Genomic DNA, 22,049 nt, shown 5'->3' with positions numbered 1-22,049 from the left:
CCTGTTCTCTACTCGCGCTACGCGAACTGATTGACGGGCAACTCGAAGCCCAACCGCTCGCGCAGCGTCGGGGCGGTACTCGGTCGCGGATTGAGAGTTGGCACTACGTCCGTCGCGATCTTGTCCACGGCGGCGGCCAGCGCCAGTGGACGCAGAACCACACCGTCGATCCCGGCGAGCCCACCGATCTCACGCAGCAGCGCAGTCAAACCCGCGCTGTCACCGCGATAGAACAGCGAGTGCGGGGCATACGGCGCTCCCGCCCATTCCTCGAGTTCCGCCAAAGCGTCGTCGGCGGCACCGCGATCGGCTCCGAGAAGCACGTCGACATCGAGGAGCACTCTGACGCTGCGCCCGAGGGCAGCCGCACTCGTGTGGACCAGCTTGGCCGTAGCTTTGGCCTCGGCGAGGTCAGTTGCCGAAATCCGAATCAGATCTCCGCGCGCAACGACGAGTTCGCGGGCCTCAGGTCGACTCGCGTCGACGGCGATCAGCGGCTGGCCCTGTGGCGAGCGTGGCGTGATGGACGGGCCCTTGACGGAAAAGTTCTTTCCCTCGAAATCGATGTAGTGCAGCTTGTCGCGATCGATGAAACGCCCGCTCTCAGCATCACGTATCTCGGCGTCGTCCTCCCAGCTGTCCCACAGCCGACTGACCACCTCGACCGCCTCGACCGCTTCCTCCCACGCAGACTCCGGACCCTGCACTGCCTTTCGGCCGAACAACGCCGCCTGCTCGGTGGTGTCGGACACCGCGACCTGCCAGCCGGCCCGCCCAGCGGAGGAGTAGTCGATGCTCGCGACGGCCTTGGAGATGTGGAACGGTTCGGTGTGCGTGACTGTCGCAGTGGGGATCAGGCCGATGCGCGAGGTCACAGCACTCAGCCTCGCCGCAGTTGCCACGGCCTCCAACCTGCCCCGCACAGCGTGCTGACCCTCGGATTGGAGCCCGAATGAATCAGGGAGGAACGCCAGATCCACCCCACCCTGATCCGCGGCAGTCACCAGGTCCACCCAATACGACGGCGTGAACAGATCTTCGGCGCGTGAATCCTCGCGTCGCCAGGAGTACGGATGAGCTCCGGTGCCCTCGAATTCGAGGCCGACCAGGAATGCTCCGGAACTACGCTCGGACATGTTCGGCCTTTCCTGTCGAATGATCCCGCCCGGGGATCGCGTCGAGAAGTGTGCGTGTGTACTCGTTTCGGGGATTGTCGAAAATTTCGGCGGTAGTGCCGATTTCGAGCAATCGCCCAGCTTGCATGACGCCGACTACGTCGCTGATCTGGCGGACTACCGCCAGATCGTGGGAGATGAAGAGATAGGTCAGGCCCAGTTCTCGCTGCAAATCGTCGAGTAGTGCCAGGATCTGCGCTTGAACCGAGACGTCGAGAGCGGATACCGGCTCGTCGAGAACGAGTAGATCCGGCTTCAGAGCGAGCGCGCGAGCGATCGCCACCCGCTGACGCTGGCCGCCCGAGAGTTCGGCCGGCTTGCGGCTCAGGAACTGCTCGGGAAGTGCAACCTGATCGAGCAGCTCGGCGGCACGGCTCTGCTGCTGGCTGCGTCCTCCAACCTTGAAGGCCCGCAGCGGCTCTGCCACGATGTCTTGGACGGACAATTTCGGGTCGAGTGACGCGTAAGGGTTCTGATACACGAGCTGAATCTTTCGACGCAGCTCGCGCAGGTCGCTGCCCTTGACCTTCGTGATGTCCTGTCCGTCGAAGGTGATGGTGCCGGCGTCCGCCTGCTCCAATCGCACGGCAATCCTCGCGGTGGTCGATTTGCCGGAGCCTGACTCCCCGACCAGCGATACCGTCTGCCCCTTCGGAACAGTCAGCGATACGTCGTTCACCGCGGTGATCGAACTCCCGCGGCCGACGTTGAAACGCTTGGTGATCCCCGTCAGGGTCAGCAGCGGGCTGGTGTCCTGACGGACCGGGCGATCGGCCGGCCCCGAGGACAGGCTCGGCGCAGAGCTCAGCAGCTTCTTCGTGTACTCGTCTCGCGGGTCTCCCAGAATATCTGCGGTACGGCCGGATTCGACGATCCTGCCGCCGTGCATGACCAGGATCCGGTCCGCGCGGTCTGCGGCCACACCCAGGTCGTGCGTGATCAGGAGCACGGCGGCACCGGATTCGGCGATTCGTTCGTCGAGGTGGTCGAGAATGCGTCGTTGAACCGTGACGTCCAGAGCACTGGTCGGCTCGTCGGCGATGATGAGGGCCGGGTTCGCCACAAGAGCGATACCGATCAGAACTCGTTGCCGCATACCGCCGGACAGCTCGTGTGGGTACTGGCGTGCCCGGATTTCCGGGCGGTCGATACCCGCACGCTCGAGCACGGCGACGGCATCCAACCGCGCTGTGCGCCGGTCGGCGAGACCGTGGATCCGCAGGACTTCTGCAACCTGGTCGCCGATCCGGGTTACCGGGTTGAGCGAGGTCGTCGGATCCTGCGGCACCAGTCCGATACGAGCGCCGCGGATTCGCTGCCACGCGCGGTCGGAGTACGAATCGATTCTGTCGCCTTCGAACTCGACGCTTCCGCCCGTGACGTGGCCGCTACCGGCGAGCAGGCCCAGTATCGCGTGGGCCGTTGTCGACTTTCCCGAACCCGACTCCCCCACCACCGCGACCACTTCGCCGCGGCCGACGGTGAAACTCACACCGGATACCGCGGGCTCGCTGCCATAGGAGATCTGCAGGTCGGTAACGGAAAGCAACTGTTCCTCATTCGTACTCATCGCCGGTTGCTCCTTTCGATCTCGTGGCCGATACGGTGCGCCGAGATGACCACGGCGACAATCGCGAGACCGGGAAGTGTTGTCATCCACCAGGCATTGGCGAGGAAGTTGCGCCCCTCGGATACCAGCGATCCCCATTCCGGGGTAGGCGGAACCGCGCCGAATCCCAAGAAGCTCAGTGCCGACACCGCAAGAACTGCCTGCCCGAACTCGACTGCGGACAGCGCGACCACGGGCGCGTACGAGTTGGGCAGCACGTGCCGACGTAGGACACCGAGCCACTGCACGCCCGAACTGAACGCGGCCTCGACGTACTGAGCGCCGCGCACCCGCATCACTTCGGCACGCATCACTCGCGCAAAATTGGCGACCATACTGACGCCGACCGCGATGGCGACGTTGATGGTGCCGAAGCCGAGGGCGGTCACCAATGCCAACGAGAGCAGCAGCGCGGGAATGGACAGCAGGACATCGACGATGCGCATCAGAACGGCGTCGACGACTCCGCCGACAAAGCCCGCGAGCAGACCGATGATCGATCCTGCTACCAACGCGATTCCCACCGCCACCAAAGTCGCGGTCAGGGACAGCGCGGCGCCGTGCACGAAGCGTGTGTACAGGTCACGCCCGAGGTTGTCGGTTCCGAACCAGTGAGCCAAGCTCGGTCCCTGCAATTTGTCCGCCGGGACGCCGGACAACGGATCACCGCTGGCGAAGACCCCAGGCGCGACGGCAAAGCCGATGGCAAGCAGCACGATCAGCACCGGAATGACCAGACCGGGCTTACGGATCAAGCCGATGGCAGTCGACCTTCGGCGCGAAACGACTGGCGCCTTGGCCTCGACGCGCGGATCGAGAAGTAAGGGTTCGATCAATGTGTCAGACATGGGCCGGCTCCAGATCGGTCGAGCTTTCGGTATTCGAGTTTTCGGCATGTGTCTTCTTCGCCTGAATGATTCGTGGATCGATCAGGGGGTAGAAGAGGTCGACCGCGAGGTTGACGAGCACGAAGACCAGGGAGGCGAACACAACGACTCCCTGCACCACCGGGATGTCCTGCGCCATCACCGACGTCTGGGTCAGACGGCCGACGCCTGCGCGGGAGAACACCGTTTCCACGACCACCGAACCAGCCAGCAAAGTTCCGACCAGTACACCGGCGATGGTGAATGCCGGAATGCTCGCCAGTCGCAGCGCGTGACGGGTCTGCACGCGCCAACGGCTGGCGCCCTTGGCATATGCAGTCTCCACGTGCGGCGAACGCAGCGTCGACTGCAGGCTGGTCGTGAGGACCTGCGCGATAACGGCGCCGGTCGGGATCGCCAGGGTGATCGCGGGGAGAATTACCGTTGCGAATCCCTTGTCCCCGAATGCCGGGAAGATGTGCAGACGGAACGAGAAGAGTTGCAGGAGGATCAGACCCACCCAGAAGGTCGGCACTGCCACACCCAGCGGCGGCAGCGAGAACAACAGGTTCGCCAGCCACCGCCTGCGGGTGTAGGTAGCGAAGAACGCGATCGCCACTCCGAACAGCACGGCCAGAACCAAAGCCGTGGTTGCCAGTACCAGAGTGCTGGGCAGCGCCGAGAAGATGGCATCCGTCACCGACTGGCCGGTGGAGATCGACGTACCGAAATCGCCGCGAAGAGCGTTGGTCAGCGACGTCCAGTACTGCACCCACACCGACTGGTCCAAGCCGTATCGTGCCCGAAGCTGATCGAGCGCAGCCTGATCCACTGCAACGCCCTGCCCGGACGAGTCCGCAGCCATGCTGACCGGATCACTCGGCAGGAGGAACAGAATCACGAACGAGATGGTGAAGGCGGCCCACAGGACAACCGCGGCCTGGCCCAGTCGGGTGAGTACGTATCGAGTCATGATTACTTACCCGACAACCATGCGTCGTAGAACTGCAGGCGTGACGAGGCTTCGAAGTTCAGATCCTGAACACTCGACCCGGCGCCGATTGCCTGCGAGAGCTCGATGGTGGGGATGGAGAGCCCACGGTCGAGGATCAATTCCTGTGCGGTGGATACCAGTTCGCCGCGCTGCCCGTTGTCGGTGGCTGCAAGCTGCTCGGTGAGAACCTTGTCGAGCTCCGGATCTGCGCCGCGACGGTTGAGGTTGCGGCCCTCGGTGCTGAACGACGCCCGCAGGATGTCGGCGTCGGCCCGAGTGCTGTTGTAGTACAGCGAATCGTAATCACCCGACACCCCCTTCTCGGTCCATTCACCGTTCGAGACCAGATTGAGCTGCAGGTCGACGCCGACCTTCTTGAGCTGCTGCTGAACGAGCTCGAGGATGGCCTGATTACCCGAGAACACCGGGCTGAACGTGACGCTGAAAGTGAGCTTCTGCCCGTCCTTCTCGCGGATACCGTCGCTTCCGGCCTTCCAACCGGCTGCGTCGAGAAGCTTCGCCGACTTGTCGGCGTCGTACGTCACGACACTGGATTCGTCGCTGTAGAGCGGAGTGGTGTGAGCCAACGGACTCGTTGCCGGGAAGAACGACGGATCAAGAACGGTGTCGACGAGCTCTTGCCGGTTGATCGCCGGAATGATGGCCTGGCGCACAGCCTGATCAGCGAGAACTCCACGACTGACGTTGGGCTGGAAGAAGAAGCTCACACCCGGGTTCGGCCGGGTGAGGATGCGTCCACCGGCGCCCTCGATCTGCGGTGCGTCCTGTGGGAGCGCATCGCTGACCGCATCGAGCTGGCCGGAAGCCACGCTGCCCGCGCGCACACCGGATTCGGGGACCACGGTGAAGTCGACGCCGTCGAGGTAGGCCTCGCCTTGATGCGCGACCGCGTCCGACGCCCAGTTGTATCCCGCGCGCTTGGCGATCTTGACGCTCTTGTCCTGCTGCCAGTCGGTGTAGACGAACGGGCCGGAGGCGATCACCGCTGCACCGGGGCAGCGCTGCTCGGATGCGAGTGCGGTAGTGGAATCGGCGAGGATTCCGAGCTGCGGCGTCGAAGTTGCCTGCAGGAACTGAACATTGGGTCCGGAGAAATTGATCTTCGCCGTGTGTGCATCGACGACGTCAGTACCCGTGTAAGAGGACAGGTAGCTCTTCGCCAACGACGCGTTCGGTCCGAGGTTCTTGACCGAGTCGAAGGTCTTCTTCACCGAATCCGCCGTCACCGGTGTGCCGTCACTGAAAGTGGCATCGTCGCGAAGGACGAACGTGAAGCTCGCGGCGTCGGGGCTGATCTCCCAACTCTTGGCGAGCCACGGGGTGATCTCTCCGGAGTCGGGATTTTGATCGGTCAGCGAATCCACCACGGTACGAGTGACATACACGGTCTGGTTGCTACCCGCCTGGGCCGGATCGGCGCACGTCGGCGCCTGCGAGAGGCCGTAGCGAAGGGTTCCGCCGGACTGCGCGGGACCCGCGTCGGCACCGCTGTCACTTCCGTTGCTGCTGCAGCCGGCGAGGACGGTTCCCAGAACCGAGACAGCACCGATACCGGCGATTACGGTCGCGCGTTTGCGGGCACCGAATGAGGGCGAAGACACCAAGAACTCCTAAAGAGGCATGCCGAAGAGCGCACCCGTCGCTGTGAAGCAAGAAGCTCCGAGAAGGCGACCGAGCACGAATCACTTGTGCAGAGAAGAGAAAACAGACTTGTCGACGACTCGCCTGAGTGTGAATGACTGACCGAGGTCAGTTGGTACAGAAAGATCCCGCGGTGCGGCACAGGTCTACGTGACGACGCGACCAGGCGGTATCGAAACCGCCTTCGACTGCCTTCATTTCGTGTTCCTCCATCGGTCCTGGCGGTAGCACCCGCACCCGATCACTCGGGGGGTTGCTGCGACTTCAATGAGCCAGGTCTCTCGGTCGCTCTGGATGGTCGTTCGCAAGTGTACGAGGTCAAACCCGGGTGTTGTCAACCCGGTCGGTAGGAATTGCTGCTCGGGTCACATTTTCGAGCACCCGAAGTTGTTTTTCGAACGGGTGGACGCCCACTTCTTCGGGTGAAAGTGACGCGTCGTAGAGCGGTGTGTATCCACTGGACAGATACAGCGCGAGCGCCTCGGGTTGCCGAGGACCCGTCGTGAGGAACACCCGGTTGTATCCGCGTAGCTCGATCTCTCGTTCCAACTCGCGAACGACGACCTTGCCGAGGCCGCGCTTCCGATAGTCGACCGATGTCCAGATTCTCTTCAGTTCGGCAGTGGTGGAATCGAATTGACGAAACGCACCACCGGCGATCGGTAGGCCGTCGTGGGTGAGCACCAGAAGCGCTCCCTGCGGGTAGGCAAATTCTTCTGCCGGATACGTCGTGAGATCCTCGAGCATCGCTTCGCGAGTTCCGCCGTAGCGCGAACTGTATTCGAGCGCCAACTCCGCGATCAGTGGAGCTGCCAAGGGATCGTCCTGCGATACCGCGTAGACCTCTACCGCGCCGATACCCTCGAGCTGCCGAGTCCCGAGCTCCAGTGCCACAACACTTTCCTCCATGAATCTGGTCAACGCTCCCCCAGCCGAAAAGCTTCCGGAGCGAGAGTGGTTCCGTCGACGAGGTCCGATACCAGTTCACCCAGGGCCGGACCGAATTTGAATCCATGACCCGAGAATCCCGCCGCGACCGTGACGGCGCCGACTCGGTCGATGACGAAGTTACTGTCCGGTGTGCTCGTGTACAGGCACGTGATCGACTCGACCTGGGTGGAATCGACGCCGGGCAACCACGACTCGGCGTACTCCACCAATCGTTGCTCTCCGTCGACATCAGGGGTGTAGTCGCGGGTCTGCGGAGTCACGACCGGCCCGGTCGCGTGCTCGCCGATCTTGATACCGTCCTCGGAACCGAGCCCGTAGATCCCCGCGGTCTCCAATTCTGCGCCGGTGTGGTGAACGAAACTCGGCCACTCGACTCCCGGATCGAGCGGTGCGAAGTGGGCCGGTTGCTCCTGCGTCGTGCGCAGCGTCGGGAGCACGATCTCGGAACCGAGTCCGCTGTCTACGATCAGGTTCGCAGTCCACGCACCAGCACCGATCACGACCTGACGAGCCGCGAGCGTTCCACTGTCCGTCACCACGTCCACGCCGTACGACGCTCGCGCGAGTGCCAGTACCCGAACGTCGTGACGGACCTCGGCACCAGCGAAGACCGCTCCCGCCTTCAGCGCGGTCACGGCGCGATCCGCGTGCAACCGGCCTGCATCGGGGTGATGGAGCACCGTGGTGTCGAATCGCAGCCCCGGCCAGCGGGCGGACGCCTCGGCGGGAGTGAGGATCTCACCCTTGATGCCCGCCTCGACCAATATCTGCGCCTTGGACTGCACTGCTTGCGGCAGGCCGTGATCGACGGCACCGGTCAGTTCCAGGAACCCGATGTCCGTCGTGGTCTCCAACTCCCGCCACAGTGGTAGCGCGTCGGCCGCCAACCCTGTGTACAGGTGATTGTCGTAGGCCTGCCGGTAGATACGCGAAGTACCGTGCGACGCACCGTGCTTGTGCCCCGGCCCGAACTGTTCCAGCTGTACGACGCTACGTCCGCGCGCCGCGAGCCGCCATGCGGCGGAGGACCCGACGAGTCCTCCGCCGATGACGATCACATCGAGAATCTCACTCATGGACGAGAGCTCACTTGGTCTTCGGAAGGCCGGGCGGGTTGATCAGGGACGTGTCGACGGCTTCATTCGTGATGTTCCAGCGCTCGAGGATCTGCTGGTACGTACCGTTCTCGATCGTGTGGTTGATCGCGTCGTTGATCGCCTTGATCAACCCGTTGTCCTTCTTCACCAGCACCGCGATCTGTCCCTGCAGAGTGTCGCCGGCGCCGGAGAACTCACCGACAACTTCAGTTTCGCCCGACTGCTTGGCGTGGAACTGCGACGACGGATTCGGGCCGAAGTAGGCGTCGATCCGGCCGGACTGCAGCGGGAGGTAGTAGTCGGTGGTGTTCTGGTAGTAGGAGATGTCGGTGGGCGCCAGGCCGGCCGCGACGTTCTGCTCACTCCACTTGACCAGCAGCGCTTCCTGATTGGTGCCGGAACCTACCGCAATCTTCTTGCCTGCGACGTCCTTGGGTTCCTTGATGGAAATTCCGGCGCCCTTCTTGGCTTCGAAGGCGAGGGTGTCGAGTCGGTAGGTCGCGAAGTCGTACTTCTCCTTACGCTCCTCTGTGACAGTCACATTGGAGAGGAAGGCGTCGGCCTCGCCGGAGTCGACGCGGACGAAGTTCTGTGCCCAGTCAGCTGTCTGCAGGTCGACCTTCAAACCGAGAACGTCACCGATCAGGTAGGCGAAGTCGGTCTCGGAGCCGATGAGGGTGGTGTCGTCGTCGGCGTAGAAGCGAAGCGGCGGAGCGGCACCGGCACTACCGGTGACTCGCAGCGTGCCGCGGTCGCGGATGTCCTGAGGAACCTCGGCAGCGATGGAATCCACCTTGTCGGTGGTGATGCGATTCTGGTCGGCGGTGAGGTTGTAACCCGCGGCAGCGGTGACCTGGGCTCCGTCGGACTCGGCGTCAGCACTGCTGCACGCTGCGCTGAGCAGTCCGACGGTGGCGATAGCCGAGATCAGGAAAGTGGCGCGACGGGATGGGGAGAACATCAATTTTTCCTTTCGGGAATGTGTCTTGGTCGCGTCAGAGAACGCGGGAGAGAAAAGCCTTGGTTCGTTCGTGAGTCGGATTGTCGATCACCTGCGACGGCGGGCCCTGTTCGACGATGACGCCGCCGTCCATGAAGACCGCGGTGTCCGCCACTTCCCGAGCAAATCCGACCTCGTGCGTGACGATCACCAAGGTGGCGCCGTCACGGGCCAGCTGAGCCAGGACTTCGAGAACCTCGCCTACCAGTTCCGGGTCTAGCGCCGAGGTCGGCTCGTCGAAGAGAATGACCGCCGGCCGCAGTGCCAGCGCTCGCGCTATGGCGACGCGCTGTTGCTGGCCGCCGGAGAGCTGGCGGGGATACTCGTCTGCCTTGTCGCCCACCCCCACTCGCTCGAGCAGAGCGCGAGCTTCGCGGTACACCTCGTCACGGTCTCGTTTCTGGGCCGAGAGCGGAGCTTCCACCACGTTTTCCAGCGCAGTCAGGTGCGGAAACAGGTTGAAGTTCTGGAACACGAATCCGATGTGTGAACGCTGCTTCAGGATCTCTCGATCACGCAGTTCGTGAAGTCGATTTCCCTTGCGCCGGTATCCGATCAGTTCTCCGTCGATCCGCACGGTCCCGCGGTCGACCTTCTCGAGGTGGTTGAGGGTGCGCAGCAAGGTGGACTTACCGGAACCGGACGGGCCGAGAATGACGGTCACTTCACCCTTGCGGACCAGGAGATCAACGCCGGCAAGTACTTCCAGCGCGCCGAACGACTTGTGGATTCCGCGCGCTTCGACGGCGTACACCGTCTCTTCGGCCAGTTCTGCGGTCATCGGGTCGCACCTCTCGGAATATCGAGACGCGCATCACGAATCTCTTCGAACTTCTTGCGCGCCTTCCGTATCGGAGTCAACGGAAGGGCGCGGGCGGATCCACGTGCGTAGTGCCGCTCCACGTAGTACTGACCGATCGAGAGCAACGTCGTCAGGATGATGTACCAGATTGTGGCGACCATCAGCAGGGGCACAACTCGTCCGTTGCGGCCGAAGATGACCTGCACTTGGTAGAACAGTTCGGCGATCGCCATGGTGGAGACGATGGACGTTCCCTTGAAGAGTCCGATGACCTCGTTGGCAGCGTTGGGGAGGATCGCCCGCATCGCCTGCGGGAGAATGATCTTGAAGAACTGACGACTGCGCGGAATACCGAGCGAGTGAGCAGCTTCGATCTGACCGTGATCAACCGAGATGATTCCGGAGCGGATGATCTCGGCCGAGTACGCGGCCTGGTGCAGCGCCAAACCGATGACTGCTGCGGTGAATCCGCCGATCACACCACTGACCTGGAAGGTGAAGAACTCCGGCCCGAAAGGTATTCCGAGAGAAAGCGTCTGGTACAGGTACGTGATGTTGAACCAGAAGAGCAGCTGCACGATGAGCGGAATCGAGCGGAAGGCCCAGATGTAGGTCCAGGCGATCACCTGCAGGACCGGGTTCTTCGACAACCGGCCGAGTGCGAGGAAAACACCGAGACCGAATCCGAGGATCGTCCCCCACAGGGTCAGTTTGATCGTCATCCACAACGCGGCGAGCACTGATTTCGCGGTGAAGTACTGCGCGAACGTCGGCCAGTCCCAGCCGGGATTGACAACGAGTCCGTGAATGAACTGAGCAAGCAATACCAGCACAACTGCGCTGATCACCCAGCGCAGCGGGTGCCAGGTACGAGCAACGACAAGTTCCGAGTCGGGAAGTTGCGGCTCGGCCACCGACTTTTCGGGGCGGATATCGGTGGGCGCGCTCACGGCGCACTACCTGACGGAGTGGACATCACGAATAGACCTTTCGGGGAATGGGAACGCAGCTGTGTTCTCGAGGTGGCGTACTCGAGTTGCGAAGACGACGACAGTTCGGTCGGTGACAGTGAGGTCAGAGACAGTGAAGGTCAGCGACAGTGAAGGTCAGCGACAGTGAGGTCAGCGACAGTGACACGAAGCGGTGCGGCACAGATCGATGTGACGACGCCTGTGCGCAGCATGCGAAGTGGAACCCATGTGATGCCTTCCATCGGTCCTGGCGGTAGCACCCGCTCCCGATCACTCGGGGGGTTGCTGCGACGTCGACGAGCCAGGTCTCTCGGTCGCTCTGGATGGTGAGCAAAGACTAGACGCGAAATCCCGAGTCGTCAAATGTCGTATTTCCCTGCACTGCAAGGGAAATGAAGGTCTCACCACGTTGAAATCGCACTGATTCCAACGGTGTCCGAAGCCTTGCTCGCCGTGTTCAATGGAGTGTTCGAATCAAGACCGGGACCGCCGTCCGGACTGACTTTTCCTCTGCCGTACCGTCTGCGGAGTGAGTGGAATCGACGCTTTCTTCATCTTGTTGGCCGGCATCGGTGCGGGCGCGATCAATGCCGTCGTCGGCAGTGGAACGCTGATCACGTTTCCCACCCTGGTCGCCTTCGGCATGCCGCCGGTGACCGCGACCATGTCCAACGCGGTCGGGCTCGTTGCCGGCGGGGTTTCAGGCACGTGGGGCTACCGGCGTGAGTTGTCGGGACAGTGGGATCGACTGAAGTGGCAGATTCCGGCGTCGCTCGCCGGCGCGCTCCTCGGTTCGTGGTTGCTCATGCATCTACCCGAGAAACTGTTCGAGACCATCGTTCCGGTGCTGTTGATCCTGGCTCTCGCACTTGTGCTCCTCCAACCACGTATCCAGGCGTGGGCGAAAAAGCGCTCCACCGAAGAAACGACGCTGTCCACCAAGAGGCTGATGCTCCTGACCGCCGGCACCTTTGCAGTCGGCATCTACGGCGGCTACTTCACCGCCGCGCAGGGCATCCTCCTCATCGGTGTGATGGGTGCCATCCTCCCTGAAACCCTCCAGCGCATGAACGGCGCGAAGAACCTGCTCTCACTGCTCGTCAACATCGTCGCAGCCGGAATGTACATCACTCTGGCCTTCGACCAGATCAATTGGGCAGCAGCCGGTTTGATCGCTGTCGGCTCACTCGGTGGTGGCGTTCTCGGTGCCCGCTACGGACGACGCCTGTCCCCCACTGCACTGCGCTACACGATTGTCGTCGTGGGCCTGATCGGCTTGTGGCGTCTTCTCGCTTGACCGCCCACATCGGGCGGCGCCCGCACATACTGGAGATATGACCAGAACAGACGATCAGACCGGCTGGACCTACCTCATGGACATGGACGGGGTTCTCGTCCACGAGGAGCACTTGATACCCGGAGCAGACACGTTCCTGGCAGAACTGGCGTCGAACGACATTCCATACATGGTGCTCACCAACAACTCCATCCGCACCCCGCGTGACCTGCGAGCACGCCTCCTCAATTCGGGACTCGACATCCCGGAGAAGTCGATCTGGACGTCAGCGCTCGCTACCGCGACCTTCCTGGCCAACCAGCGTCCGGGTGGCAGCGCCTACGTGGTCGGCGAATCGGGACTGACCACTGCACTGCACGACATCGGCTACGTCCTGACGGACAGTGACCCCGACTACGTCGTCCTCGGCGAGACGCGCACCTACTCCTTCGAGGCGATCACCACGGCCATTCGTCTGGTCGAGCGCGGATCGCGGTTCATCGCCACCAACCCGGACGCCACCGGACCGTCGCGAGACGGCTCGCTGCCGGCCACCGGCTCTGTCGCGGCACTCATCACCAAGGCGACCGGACGCGATCCCTACTACGTCGGCAAGCCCAACGCCTTGATGATGCGCTCTGCCCTACGGTCCATCGGCGCTCATTCGGCCAACACGTTGATGATCGGTGATCGCATGGACACCGACATCGTCTGCGGACTCGAAGCCGGACTGCAGACGATTCTGGTGATGACCGGGATCTCGACCCGCGCGTCGGTAGAACTCTTCCCGTACCGCCCGACCGTCGTCCTCGAGTCGGTCGCGGATCTGGTCGGAATGACAACCGATCCATTCCGCAACAACGCAAACAATTGAAGGAATTGTAAAACAAAATGGAGGGTCGGTAATTAACTGGTAAAAAACATCGAGTTTGCTCGGATCTGACTCGTCCGGTTTGTCCAACTGGACAAACAAACGGTTTTCTTCGCACTGCAATTACATACTGATAGTTATTCGCAGGTCAAAGCCGCTTTCAACGGGGATTGATGTGTGGATCGCAGTCGAAAAAGAAATTTTCAAAAAGTAGTAACGAATCGTTTGCCGTGGCTGATACTCATGTCTGAACGACCCATTTCGGGTCCCAGACATGAAATGAGATTTTCATGAAGAAGCAGACCAAGGGTGCGATCGCTGCTGCGGCGGCCGGTGCCCTCCTCCTCGGTGGTGCGGGCTCGCTCGCAATGTGGAGTGACAGCGAAGTTGTCGGCGGCGGCGGCGCTGTCACAGCGGGCACGTTGCAGCTCGCCCCCTGCGCCCCGGTATCCGGAACGGGGTGGCAGTCCACGAACCCCACGGTGAAGCCGATTGCGGATATCACCGCATGGCGAATTGTGCCGACCGAAGTGCTCACCTTCGACTGCACAACTTCGATCACCGCAGATGGCGATCGCCTCGCCGCAACTATCGCAGCGGACACGAGCACCATCACAGCCGGCACGACGGCTGCTCCAGGAGCCACCGCGAATCAACTCAAAGACAACATCACGGCAACAACGGTGGTGACCGTAGGCGGCACCGTAGTCACGGCCGCATCCCCACTGACCGAAGCCGACAACGGCAAGCCTGTGACCGTGAAGGTCACATTGACCTTCGCTGACGTTCAGCTTCTTGTGGCTCAGGGCGCCTCGGTCAACTTGTCGAACCTCGCCATCAAGCTGCAACAGCAAGCCATCCCGGCATAAACGATCCATGAAGGGGAGAGCTTGGGGAGCCCTTGCGGGCGCGTCGGTGATTGTGTTGATGTTCGCGTCAGCGCAAGGCACCGGCGCGCTTTGGAAGTCCGCTGCCCCGATCAGCAACGACGTACTGACCGCCGGTGGTAGCACGTTCGCACTCAAGGTGGGTTCTACGGCTGCCAACGCCGCCAGTACCTACACCTGGAGCACGTTCGCGGGCAGTGGGATGACGGCTGCAACCGCCGTTCAGATGCCGCTGACCATCGTGAATCCGGCTACGAACAACGCTGCACTGACATTTCGATTGGCCTCGGTGACTGCCACCAATGCGAATCCCGTTCTCGACCTCAAGATGTCGACCGTGACAAGTGCCGCGACCTGTCCGAACACCGCGAACACAGGCACAGCCCTCCCCGGAGCCCAGGTCTATTCGGGACCGGCAACAAACGCCGCGTACCCGTCGGCCGCGAACCCCGGAATCTCGTTGACCAACGGCAGTTCCACGGTCTGGTGCATGCGCGCGTCGGTGAACATGACAGGAACCACCGCGGGCGGGGTGTCGACCAAGCTCGTTTTCACCTTCACGGCAAAACAGTCGTAGGACTCGATCGAGATGACAGGCGCAGGCGAATGACTACAAAAAACTCCCATCGACGTGAACGGACCGGCCCGCTGTGGTGGGTCAGCTCAGTTGTGACCTGGGTTTTGCTGTTCGCTCTGTGCGCGGTAATCGTCGTCACGATCGTGATACCGATCGTCACAGGCTCACAACGATTTACGATCCTCACGGGCTCGATGCGTCCTACCTACGAACCTGGCACACTCATCATTGTCAAACCTGTGGACGAGGGCGATCTGACCGTCGGAATGCCCATCACCTACCAACTCGAATCAGGCCAACCGACTGTTGTCACGCATCGGATCATTTCGATGAGCATCAGCACCAAGGGCGAACGCACGTTCATCACGCAGGGCGACGCCAACAACACCCCCGACGAGAAGCCGGTGCTCCCGGTACAGATTCGCGGCAAGGTGTGGTACTCGGTCCCCTATCTTGGTCACGTCAACAGTTGGCTGACCGGCGACCAGCGCAAGATCATCCTGACCGTTACGGTCGGCACGCTGGGTGTGTACGCGTTGTACATGATCGCCAGCGGGACACGTGAAAGTGTGCGCTCTCGCAACAAGAATCGGAGCGAGTCACAAGGATCCGCACCAGACGATTCAGCGAACACCGCAAATCCGGAAACAACCACGTCGACGAAAGATGGTGTGCACCATGGCGGGTAATGACACCTCGTTGCGTCAGCGTTTTTCCGGAGCCCGAAGCACTCGTATTCGGGCGCTGCTCTCACTCGGTATGGTGCTCGGAGTCGGCACTTTGAGCACCATGGCGGCCTGGGGTGCAACAGCCACATCCACGTCAGGAGACTTCTCCGCGGGAACCGTCAACCTGGTCGCCTCGAGCACTAACGTGGCCGAGGCAAAGAACATCACCATCAGCCTGTCGTCGAGCGCCATGACATCCACAACCGCTGTGACACAGAGTCTGACCGTGAAGAACACCGGGTCCTTCGGCGCCTCTCTTGACATCACGGCCCAGTCTCCCGCATCGACTCCGCCGAGTTTCGCTGCGGCGCTGAAAATCTCGGTGTATATGGATAGCACATCCTCTGGGTCGGCGTGCTCCGGCACTGCGCAAAAGGCAGAGCTCGCGCTGGTCGGCGGTGGCAGTACAGCGGCGCTCCTCGCAAGCCCGATAACGCTGGCTGCTGGGAACAGCAGGAATCTGTGCGTGAAAATGACTCTGGCCGCAGGTACTCCGGCAGGCGGAATCCTTCCCTATACGCAACTCAACATCGTGGGAACGGCGGTCTGAATCGATATGTCACACCACAACCGTCCGGACACGATCAATCGCCTCAAGCAGGCTGCGCTGACAACAGGCGCAGTACTCGGAATTCTGTGCATCATCGCCACGGCACTGTCATTTGCCTTCGGCATCAAACCCGTCGTCTTCCGATCCGGCTCGATGTCTCCCGCAATACCGACGGGCTCGTTGGCATTTGTGAAATCCCAACCAGTATCCGAATTATCGGTTGGCGACATTGTCAGTGTCACCACCAGCGGTGGCGAGAGACTCACTCACCGCGTGTACGGAATCGATCAGCTGGACAACAATCTGTCGTCGCTGACACTCAAAGGTGACGCAAACAATGCTCCCGACAGCGAAACATACGCTGTGGCCGACGCAGACCTGGTTGTATTCAGCATGAGTCGAGTCGGCTACGTCCTTGCGTGGCTGTCCGGCCCGATCGGAATCTTCGCCGGCGGATTGTTTGCCGGATCGCTGTTGATGATCGCATTTCGTCCAGCACCACGCGGCGAAGGTCCACCGAACGGCGGCACGCCTGGAGAGGGTATACCCAACGACACTCCGACTACACCCGAACACAATTCGCCTCGTTCACGTTCGACGCAGGTCTCGTCGCGCATCCTCACAGCACCCTGGCGGCAAAGGGAATTGATCCTCGTTACAGCTGCCGGACTGGGCGCACTGCTTACGATGTCACCGATCGGAAACACCGCCGCCTTGATCACCGACACCGCAACCGCAAAGACCGGCCAATTCGCCACAGTTCAAACCTTCACATGCGAGAACTTTTCACCCGGCTTTCTTTCCTCTGGCGCCCGAGTCACGTGGACGGCGCCAGGTGCAGGAATCTACACCTATCGCATCCTGGTACTCGACCCCGACGGCATCACCTATAGCGACAACATGCAGAGCGCCACCACCGTCGATATCACGCTCCCACCCGCACTTCTCGATCTGAGCGGCTCGTCTACAGTACGGATCTACTCGATTGAGAACGGACTGACGGCCCCCAGCTGGACAGGTTTCACTCTGGACAAAGGCTTCCTCCTCGGCGGAACATATTGCGGCTCGAAGATTTCCGGAACCAGCGCCGCCAGCAGAATGGCTGCCAGTGCGCCCACATCGACTCAGTCGACCGTAACCACTACTCCGGCAACAACAACACCGACGGTAACCACCACCACAGGTACCACCGAACCGACTCCATCCACGTCCGCGTCGACCACAACGACAACTACACCGACCACAACCACGCCGACGACTACTGCAAGCACAACACCGGAAACCACGACCACTACCGAGATCACAGCGACAACAACTACCCCACCCCCGACTGACACACAGGTCGGATCCGATCTCGTGTCAACAGGTCGGGACTCATACACCGCCCGCAAAATCCATAGCGACACAGGTATTTTCCTTGACGTGTACGACGCGCTCGGAACTCGGATCTATCGCACGTCCATCGAATCGACCGATGTACTGCACTGGCTCTCCGGCACCAACCAGTTGTGGATCATCGGCACGGCAGGCGCTGAATTCGTGGAATTCACAGCAGGAGCGGGATTGCGACAAAGCGCACCGGGCGACCTTCCGGCCGAGATCGAGGATTTGGTGCCCTGATGCAGAGGCAGATAAAGGGCGCGCTCGCAGCGACTGTCGCGCTGGTGGTCATGCTCGGTGGGGGGAACTCACTCGCAAAATGGGTCGACCAGGAAACACTGTCGGGCGCGAAGGTCACGGCAGGCACGCTGTCACTTGGGGCGTGTGTCAAAGATGGCGCGAGCGGGTGGTCCGAAAGGGTGTACGCGCCAGACCCCAACCCGAACACCTACACCGAAATTGCCGATATCGCTTCGTTCAGACTCCGGGCCGGCTACGACTACGTCTATTACTGCCATTCACGGGTTTCAGCTACCGGCCCCCGGTTGCGAGCATCGGTGACCGCGGACCCATCACTTGCCGGCGGCACTCTACCAACTACTGTCAACGCGTTCAGAACCTACGTAACAACACAGGCGAACGTCGAATTGTACAACAGCACACTGACTCCCAAGATTCGCAGCGACCTCACCTCTGCACAGAACGCCCAAGACATCTTGGTAACCGTGGCGTTCACCATCCTTCCGAACGACCCACTCAGTGCAGGCGGAACCCTGACCATGGCCGGCCTCAGCCTGGTCACCCAACAATTGGCGCCAACCTGAGCGACTAGCCGAGCGCTCGCTTCAGATCAGCCAACAGATCGGCGGTGTCCTCGAGCCCGACGGATAGACGCACGACGCCATCCGTAATACCCACTGCCGCACGGCCTTCCGGACCCATGGCCCGGTGCGTCGTCGTGGCGGGATGGGTGATCAAGGACTTGGAGTCACCGAGGTTGTTGGAGATGTCGATGACTCGCAGGCCGTTGAGAACCTCGAATGCCCGCTTCTTGCCCTCACCATCGGGGGCGTTGAGCTCGAACGTGACTACAGTTCCGCCGCCGCTCATTTGAGACTTCGCGAGCTCGTGCTGCGGATGGGAAGTCAGGTACGGGTACTTGACCCACTTGACGCCGGAGTGCCCTTCGAGGAATTCTGCGATCTCCAGGGCCGAAGCCACGGAGTGCCGAATGCGGACCGGCATGGTCTCGAGGCCCTTGAGCAGCGTCCAGGCATTGAACGGGCTGAGCGCAGGTCCGGTGTGCCGCATCAGTTCTCGAACGGGACCGCTGATGTACTCCTCGGTTCCGAGGATCGCACCGCCGAGCACGCGGCCCTGACCGTCGATGTGCTTGGTGCCGGAGTACACAACGACGTCGGCGCCCAGATCGAGGCTGCGCTGCAGCAGCGGTGTCGCGAAAACGTTGTCCAGCACTACCTTTGCCCCGGCTGCACGAGCAAGCTCCGACACCCGTCGAACGTCGACGAGGGACTGCATCGGGTTGGACGGCGTCTCGAAGAACACCGCCGTGGTAGGCACGGACAGCGCCTCTTCCCACTGTGCGTTGTCCTCGCCGTCGACAAAAACGACCTCGACGCCCCAGCGTGGGAGGATCTCGTTGCACACCACGAAGCAGGATCCGAAGAGGCTGCGCGCGGCAACCAGTCGGTCGCCGTTGCCCAACAGCGCACCCAACGCCGTGAAGACGGCCGACATTCCGCTGGCCGTCGCAAAGCAGGCTTCCGCGCCTTCGATCAGACGCAGACGCTCTTCGAACATCTTGACCGTCGGGTTGCCGTAGCGAGAGTAGACAAAGTGATCCACCTCGCCGGTAAAGGCTTGTTCGGCGGCTTCTGCACTCTCGTAAACGAATCCGGAGTTGAGGAACAGCGCTTCGGACGTCTCCTCGAACCCGGTACGCATCAGTCCGCCGCGAACACCGAGAGTGCCGAGACCGACGTCGTCCGGCAGCGCTCGTTGAAATGCGCCACCCTGGGGAATTCCGCTCACTGCTGCCTCCATGGCAAACCGATGGCCCGCCAACCTACAAGTCCGCGATGTCCGTCGGCACCCAATGCGCCTTCGAACCCGTCGAGCACGTTGAACGACGGGCCGATGCCCGCCGCAGTCGCAGCTTCCGCCGCACCGATGGAACGCTGTCCGGATCGACACAGGAAGATCACCGGACGCTCCGACCCGGAGGAATCGGCAGTGATGCCGGCTTCCTTCAACTGGTCGACGAAGTTGTCATTGCGCGCGCCGGTCGGGTGGCTCACCCATTCGATCAGTGCGGCCTGCTTGCCGAGGGAAGAGACGTCGGGGACACCGACGTACTTCCACTCTGCATCGGTCCGCACGTCGACCAGCACGGCGTCGGGGTTTTCGCGGAGCAGCTCCCAGGCTTGCTCCGGCGTCAGATCGCCTGCGTAACTCACGTAGTCCATGTTTTCACAAGACTGCCGTGAGCGCCTGAGCGGGCCGTCAGTTACAGACGACCCAGCGGTTGCCGTCACGGGTCAGTGCCCAGGTCGAGACTCGATCTCCCGCTCCGCCGCCGGTGATCGTCACGTCGGCCCTGCCGCGATCGCCGTTGACCTCGACCTTGTCCACGCCTTTGAGTTCGACGCTCCCGTCCACGCCCGCCAGCGGACCAGTGCTCGAGTTGAAGCTCGTGCAGGTCAGGGTCTTGATCGTCTCCGCATCATCGCGGTTCTCGGCATCGACGTAGTCGGTGACGGAACGGCTCACACGGTCGGACTCGGTGACGTTGTCCTCGGCCGGCGAAATCCACGACGCGACAAAGATGCCACCCAGAATCAAGGCGACGATGGCTACCGCCAAGAGGAATGGCCCCGCAGACGCCTTCTTGCCATCGATGTTGTCGGATTCGCGAAGCTTGTCACTCATAGTGCCAATACTCCCCCACAACTTGAAATTGTGGCCCGCCAAGGATCAGGCCCCTACCCCGAATACCCGAGACAACGGGAGAATGGGAAGAAAGAATAGGTTTACCCACAACCGATCGAGTGAGAGTGTGGATCCGTTCGGCCGCAACCGAGGCACTGTGCTTAGGTTCGGCTAAATTGGATACTTGTCGATATGTTGTCCGAACTTCGAAGAAGGTAGCTGTCCTCACGATGACTGACTCCAACCGCCCACTCCGGGTCGCGATCGTCGGCGCCGGCCCCGCCGGCATCTACGCCGCCGACGCCCTCATGAAATCCGACACCGCAGTCTCCGGCCGCGGCGTCAGCATCGACCTCTTCGAGCGCATGCCCGCGCCCTTCGGCCTGATTCGCTACGGCGTCGCGCCCGATCATCCGCGCATCAAGGGCATCATCACCGCCCTGCACAAGGTGCTCGACAAGCCTCAGGTACGCCTGCTCGGCAACATCGACTACGGCACCGACATCACCCTCGACGACTTGCAGTCGTTCTACGACGCGGTCATCTTCTCCACCGGCGCCAACGCCGACCGTGCGCTCGGCATCCCGGGTATCGAACTCGACGGCAGCTACGGCGCGGCCGACTTCGTCTCCTGGTACGACGGCCACCCCGACGTACCGCGTACGTGGCCGCTCGAAGCCGAGAAGGTCGCCGTCCTCGGCGTGGGCAACGTAGCGCTCGATATCGCCCGCGTCCTCGCCAAGACCGGCGACGAACTGCTGCCCACCGAGATCCCCGCGAACGTCTACGAGGGCCTCAAGAACAACAAGGCCGTCGAGGTTCACGTCTTCGGACGCCGCGGCCCGGCCCAGGCCAAGTTCACGCCTCTCGAACTGCGCGAACTCGACCACTCGCCGACCATCGAGGTCATCGTCGACCCCGAGGACATCGACTACGACGAGGGTTCCGAGCAGGCTCGCCGCAACTCCAAGCAGGTCGACATGGTTGCGAACACCCTGCAGGACTGGGCAATTCGCGACGTCGGAGCTCGCCCCCACAAGCTGTTCCTGCACTTCTTCGAGTCTCCCACCGAGATCCTCGGCGAAGACGGCAAGGTCGTCGGTCTGCGTACCGAGCGCACCCAGCTCGACGGCACCGGCAACGTCAAGGGCACCGGCACGTACAAGGACTGGGATGTCCAGGCCGTGTACCGCGCCGTCGGTTACCTCTCGCAGAACGTCACGCAGCTGCCGTTCGACGACCAGGCAGGCACTGTTCCCAATGACGCCGGACGCGTCGTCGCCGACGACAACGCCGAAGGCGCGGCCCGGTTCATGCCGGCCACGTACGTCACCGGCTGGATCAAGCGAGGCCCCGTCGGCCTCATCGGCCACACCAAGGGTGACGCCAACGAAACCGTCGCGAACCTCCTCGAGGATTCCGACAACTTCGCCGGCGCCGCAAACCCCGACGAGAACGCCGTCATCGAGTTCCTCGAAGGCAAGCAGGTGCCGTACACGACGTGGCAGGGCTGGTACCGCCTCGACGCCCATGAGCGCAGCCTGGGTGAGCCCGAGGGCCGTGAGCGCATCAAGGTCGTCGAGCGTCACGACATGTTGAAGGCTTCCGAGCCCGACCGCACCAACTGAGTGCACAGAAGTAACTGAACACAAGCCATCCGCCGGCCCGACGCGACCCAGGTCACATCGGGCCGGTGGTGTGTGC

24 protein-coding genes and 2 riboswitches are annotated in these 22,049 nt (G+C 62.0%); of the genes, 9 read left to right on the top strand and 15 right to left on the bottom strand.

What is annotated here, in order from left to right; genetic code table 11:
• Positions 1-17: 17 nt before the first annotated feature.
• The 12 genes from ACFT1A_RS10955 to ACFT1A_RS10900 form a co-directional block, all read right to left on the bottom strand.
• Positions 18-1,136 carry an LLM class flavin-dependent oxidoreductase gene (locus ACFT1A_RS10955; RefSeq protein ID WP_378447018.1) on the bottom strand — a complete coding sequence of 373 codons (1,119 nt, stop codon included), beginning with the start codon at positions 1,134-1,136 and terminating at the stop codon, positions 18-20.
• Positions 1,123-2,745 (bottom strand): dipeptide ABC transporter ATP-binding protein, encoded by a 1,623-nt coding sequence (locus ACFT1A_RS10950; protein WP_378447017.1) that lies wholly within the window; start codon positions 2,743-2,745, stop codon positions 1,123-1,125. Before ACFT1A_RS10950 ends, ACFT1A_RS10955 begins: the two co-directional genes overlap by 14 nt.
• On the bottom strand, positions 2,742-3,632 hold the full coding sequence (locus ACFT1A_RS10945) for an ABC transporter permease (protein WP_378447016.1): 891 nt from the start codon (positions 3,630-3,632) through the stop codon (positions 2,742-2,744). The genes ACFT1A_RS10950 and ACFT1A_RS10945 overlap by 4 nt, the downstream gene beginning before the upstream one ends.
• Complete coding sequence (locus ACFT1A_RS10940) at positions 3,625-4,623, bottom strand: ABC transporter permease (protein WP_378447015.1); 999 nt, start codon at positions 4,621-4,623, stop codon at positions 3,625-3,627. Before ACFT1A_RS10940 ends, ACFT1A_RS10945 begins: the two co-directional genes overlap by 8 nt.
• 2 nt (positions 4,624-4,625) lie before the next feature.
• The gene (locus ACFT1A_RS10935) at positions 4,626-6,266 is read right to left on the bottom strand and encodes an ABC transporter substrate-binding protein (protein WP_378447014.1); all 1,641 of its coding nucleotides are present in this window, start codon (positions 6,264-6,266) and stop codon (positions 4,626-4,628) included.
• Between the two features lie 148 nt (positions 6,267-6,414).
• Entirely contained in the window at positions 6,415-6,504 is a 90-nt protein-coding gene (locus tag ACFT1A_RS10930; protein WP_310504006.1) for a putative leader peptide, read from the bottom strand.
• A gap of 8 nt (positions 6,505-6,512) precedes the next feature.
• A riboswitch (SAM riboswitch) is annotated at positions 6,513-6,607 on the bottom strand.
• A 17-nt stretch (positions 6,608-6,624) separates the two neighbouring features.
• Positions 6,625-7,215 carry a GNAT family N-acetyltransferase gene (locus ACFT1A_RS10925; RefSeq protein ID WP_378447013.1) on the bottom strand — a complete coding sequence of 197 codons (591 nt, stop codon included), beginning with the start codon at positions 7,213-7,215 and terminating at the stop codon, positions 6,625-6,627.
• Between the two features lie 8 nt (positions 7,216-7,223).
• Complete coding sequence (locus tag ACFT1A_RS10920) at positions 7,224-8,333, bottom strand: FAD-dependent oxidoreductase (protein ID WP_378447012.1); 1,110 nt, start codon at positions 8,331-8,333, stop codon at positions 7,224-7,226.
• 10 nt (positions 8,334-8,343) lie between these two features.
• Positions 8,344-9,315, bottom strand: a complete 972-nt coding sequence (locus ACFT1A_RS10915; protein ID WP_378447011.1) for an ABC transporter substrate-binding protein — start codon at positions 9,313-9,315, stop codon at positions 8,344-8,346.
• Between the two features lie 34 nt (positions 9,316-9,349).
• Positions 9,350-10,135, bottom strand: a complete 786-nt coding sequence (locus ACFT1A_RS10910) for an amino acid ABC transporter ATP-binding protein (protein WP_378447010.1) — start codon at positions 10,133-10,135, stop codon at positions 9,350-9,352.
• A complete protein-coding gene (locus tag ACFT1A_RS10905) occupies positions 10,132-11,106 on the bottom strand; it encodes an amino acid ABC transporter permease (RefSeq protein ID WP_378447009.1) in 975 nt (324 codons plus the stop codon). Before ACFT1A_RS10905 ends, ACFT1A_RS10910 begins: the two co-directional genes overlap by 4 nt.
• 171 nt (positions 11,107-11,277) lie before the next feature.
• Positions 11,278-11,355 carry a putative leader peptide gene (locus ACFT1A_RS10900; protein WP_378447266.1) on the bottom strand — a complete coding sequence of 26 codons (78 nt, stop codon included), beginning with the start codon at positions 11,353-11,355 and terminating at the stop codon, positions 11,278-11,280.
• 7 nt (positions 11,356-11,362) lie between these two features.
• A riboswitch (SAM riboswitch) is annotated at positions 11,363-11,457 on the bottom strand.
• Between the two features lie 199 nt (positions 11,458-11,656).
• On the opposite strand from ACFT1A_RS10900, the gene ACFT1A_RS10895 reads away from it, so the two are divergent.
• The 8 genes from ACFT1A_RS10895 to ACFT1A_RS10860 all read left to right on the top strand — a co-directional run bounded on the left by ACFT1A_RS10895 (position 11,657) and on the right by ACFT1A_RS10860 (position 18,220).
• Positions 11,657-12,424, top strand: a complete 768-nt coding sequence (locus tag ACFT1A_RS10895) for a sulfite exporter TauE/SafE family protein (RefSeq protein ID WP_317552607.1) — start codon at positions 11,657-11,659, stop codon at positions 12,422-12,424.
• A 37-nt stretch (positions 12,425-12,461) separates the two neighbouring features.
• On the top strand, positions 12,462-13,277 hold the full coding sequence (locus ACFT1A_RS10890; protein ID WP_378447008.1) for an HAD-IIA family hydrolase: 816 nt from the start codon (positions 12,462-12,464) through the stop codon (positions 13,275-13,277).
• A gap of 287 nt (positions 13,278-13,564) precedes the next feature.
• Positions 13,565-14,143: an alternate-type signal peptide domain-containing protein gene (locus ACFT1A_RS10885; RefSeq protein ID WP_007726829.1), complete on the top strand. Its 579-nt coding sequence runs from the start codon at positions 13,565-13,567 to the stop codon at positions 14,141-14,143.
• A gap of 7 nt (positions 14,144-14,150) precedes the next feature.
• A complete protein-coding gene (locus ACFT1A_RS10880; protein ID WP_378447007.1) occupies positions 14,151-14,738 on the top strand; it encodes a hypothetical protein in 588 nt (195 codons plus the stop codon).
• A gap of 29 nt (positions 14,739-14,767) precedes the next feature.
• Positions 14,768-15,427 carry a signal peptidase I gene (locus tag ACFT1A_RS10875; protein ID WP_378447006.1) on the top strand — a complete coding sequence of 220 codons (660 nt, stop codon included), beginning with the start codon at positions 14,768-14,770 and terminating at the stop codon, positions 15,425-15,427.
• Positions 15,417-16,016, top strand: coding sequence for a hypothetical protein (locus ACFT1A_RS10870; RefSeq protein ID WP_378447005.1), 600 nt, complete (start codon positions 15,417-15,419; stop codon positions 16,014-16,016). The genes ACFT1A_RS10875 and ACFT1A_RS10870 overlap by 11 nt, the downstream gene beginning before the upstream one ends.
• A gap of 6 nt (positions 16,017-16,022) precedes the next feature.
• Positions 16,023-17,636 (top strand): signal peptidase I, encoded by a 1,614-nt coding sequence (locus tag ACFT1A_RS10865; RefSeq protein ID WP_378447004.1) that lies wholly within the window; start codon positions 16,023-16,025, stop codon positions 17,634-17,636.
• Positions 17,636-18,220: an alternate-type signal peptide domain-containing protein gene (locus tag ACFT1A_RS10860; RefSeq protein ID WP_378447003.1), complete on the top strand. Its 585-nt coding sequence runs from the start codon at positions 17,636-17,638 to the stop codon at positions 18,218-18,220. Before ACFT1A_RS10865 ends, ACFT1A_RS10860 begins: the two co-directional genes overlap by 1 nt.
• 4 nt (positions 18,221-18,224) lie before the next feature.
• Here ACFT1A_RS10860 and ACFT1A_RS10855 read toward each other — a convergent pair whose 3' ends face one another.
• Genes ACFT1A_RS10855 through ACFT1A_RS10845 form a run of 3 tightly spaced genes read right to left on the bottom strand, consistent with a single transcriptional unit; the run spans position 18,225 to position 20,345 of the window.
• Positions 18,225-19,448 (bottom strand): O-succinylhomoserine sulfhydrylase, encoded by a 1,224-nt coding sequence (locus ACFT1A_RS10855; RefSeq protein ID WP_378447002.1) that lies wholly within the window; start codon positions 19,446-19,448, stop codon positions 18,225-18,227.
• Positions 19,445-19,873, bottom strand: coding sequence for a rhodanese-like domain-containing protein (locus ACFT1A_RS10850; RefSeq protein WP_230816478.1), 429 nt, complete (start codon positions 19,871-19,873; stop codon positions 19,445-19,447). Before ACFT1A_RS10850 ends, ACFT1A_RS10855 begins: the two co-directional genes overlap by 4 nt.
• 46 nt (positions 19,874-19,919) lie before the next feature.
• Positions 19,920-20,345: a hypothetical protein gene (locus ACFT1A_RS10845; protein ID WP_378447001.1), complete on the bottom strand. Its 426-nt coding sequence runs from the start codon at positions 20,343-20,345 to the stop codon at positions 19,920-19,922.
• A gap of 230 nt (positions 20,346-20,575) precedes the next feature.
• Here ACFT1A_RS10845 and ACFT1A_RS10840 point away from each other — a divergent pair, with 230 nt between their 5' ends.
• Positions 20,576-21,973: an FAD-dependent oxidoreductase gene (locus ACFT1A_RS10840; protein WP_378447000.1), complete on the top strand. Its 1,398-nt coding sequence runs from the start codon at positions 20,576-20,578 to the stop codon at positions 21,971-21,973.
• Positions 21,974-22,049 lie beyond the last annotated feature (76 nt).

Source organism: Rhodococcus sp. NPDC057135 (genome assembly GCF_042670865.1).
Taxonomy (GTDB): Bacteria; Actinomycetota; Actinomycetes; order Mycobacteriales; family Mycobacteriaceae; genus Rhodococcus_F.
Note: the sequence above shows the minus strand (reverse complement) of the source record. Positions and strands in the feature narration are given on the sequence as shown.

Bases quoted from the DNA above. Each gene is read 5' to 3' on its own strand.
- ACFT1A_RS10955 (WP_378447018.1), bottom strand. From the start codon at position 1,136: ATGTCCGAGCGTAGTTCCGGAGCATTCCTGGTCGGCCTCGAATTCGAG.
- ACFT1A_RS10950 (WP_378447017.1), bottom strand. From the start codon at position 2,745: ATGAGTACGAATGAGGAACAGTTGCTTTCCGTTACCGACCTGCAGATC.
- ACFT1A_RS10945 (WP_378447016.1), bottom strand. From the start codon at position 3,632: ATGTCTGACACATTGATCGAACCCTTACTTCTCGATCCGCGCGTCGAG.
- ACFT1A_RS10940 (WP_378447015.1), bottom strand. From the start codon at position 4,623: ATGACTCGATACGTACTCACCCGACTGGGCCAGGCCGCGGTTGTCCTG.
- ACFT1A_RS10930 (WP_310504006.1), bottom strand. From the start codon at position 6,504: ATGAAGGCAGTCGAAGGCGGTTTCGATACCGCCTGGTCGCGTCGTCAC.
- ACFT1A_RS10925 (WP_378447013.1), bottom strand. From the start codon at position 7,215: ATGGAGGAAAGTGTTGTGGCACTGGAGCTCGGGACTCGGCAGCTCGAG.
- ACFT1A_RS10920 (WP_378447012.1), bottom strand. From the start codon at position 8,333: ATGAGTGAGATTCTCGATGTGATCGTCATCGGCGGAGGACTCGTCGGG.
- ACFT1A_RS10915 (WP_378447011.1), bottom strand. From the start codon at position 9,315: ATGTTCTCCCCATCCCGTCGCGCCACTTTCCTGATCTCGGCTATCGCC.
- ACFT1A_RS10910 (WP_378447010.1), bottom strand. From the start codon at position 10,135: ATGACCGCAGAACTGGCCGAAGAGACGGTGTACGCCGTCGAAGCGCGC.
- ACFT1A_RS10900 (WP_378447266.1), bottom strand. From the start codon at position 11,355: ATGGGTTCCACTTCGCATGCTGCGCACAGGCGTCGTCACATCGATCTG.
- ACFT1A_RS10890 (WP_378447008.1), top strand. From the start codon at position 12,462: ATGACCAGAACAGACGATCAGACCGGCTGGACCTACCTCATGGACATG.
- ACFT1A_RS10885 (WP_007726829.1), top strand. From the start codon at position 13,565: ATGAAGAAGCAGACCAAGGGTGCGATCGCTGCTGCGGCGGCCGGTGCC.
- ACFT1A_RS10880 (WP_378447007.1), top strand. From the start codon at position 14,151: ATGAAGGGGAGAGCTTGGGGAGCCCTTGCGGGCGCGTCGGTGATTGTG.
- ACFT1A_RS10875 (WP_378447006.1), top strand. From the start codon at position 14,768: ATGACTACAAAAAACTCCCATCGACGTGAACGGACCGGCCCGCTGTGG.
- ACFT1A_RS10870 (WP_378447005.1), top strand. From the start codon at position 15,417: ATGGCGGGTAATGACACCTCGTTGCGTCAGCGTTTTTCCGGAGCCCGA.
- ACFT1A_RS10865 (WP_378447004.1), top strand. From the start codon at position 16,023: ATGTCACACCACAACCGTCCGGACACGATCAATCGCCTCAAGCAGGCT.
- ACFT1A_RS10860 (WP_378447003.1), top strand. From the start codon at position 17,636: ATGCAGAGGCAGATAAAGGGCGCGCTCGCAGCGACTGTCGCGCTGGTG.
- ACFT1A_RS10845 (WP_378447001.1), bottom strand. From the start codon at position 20,345: ATGAGTGACAAGCTTCGCGAATCCGACAACATCGATGGCAAGAAGGCG.
- ACFT1A_RS10840 (WP_378447000.1), top strand. From the start codon at position 20,576: ATGACTGACTCCAACCGCCCACTCCGGGTCGCGATCGTCGGCGCCGGC.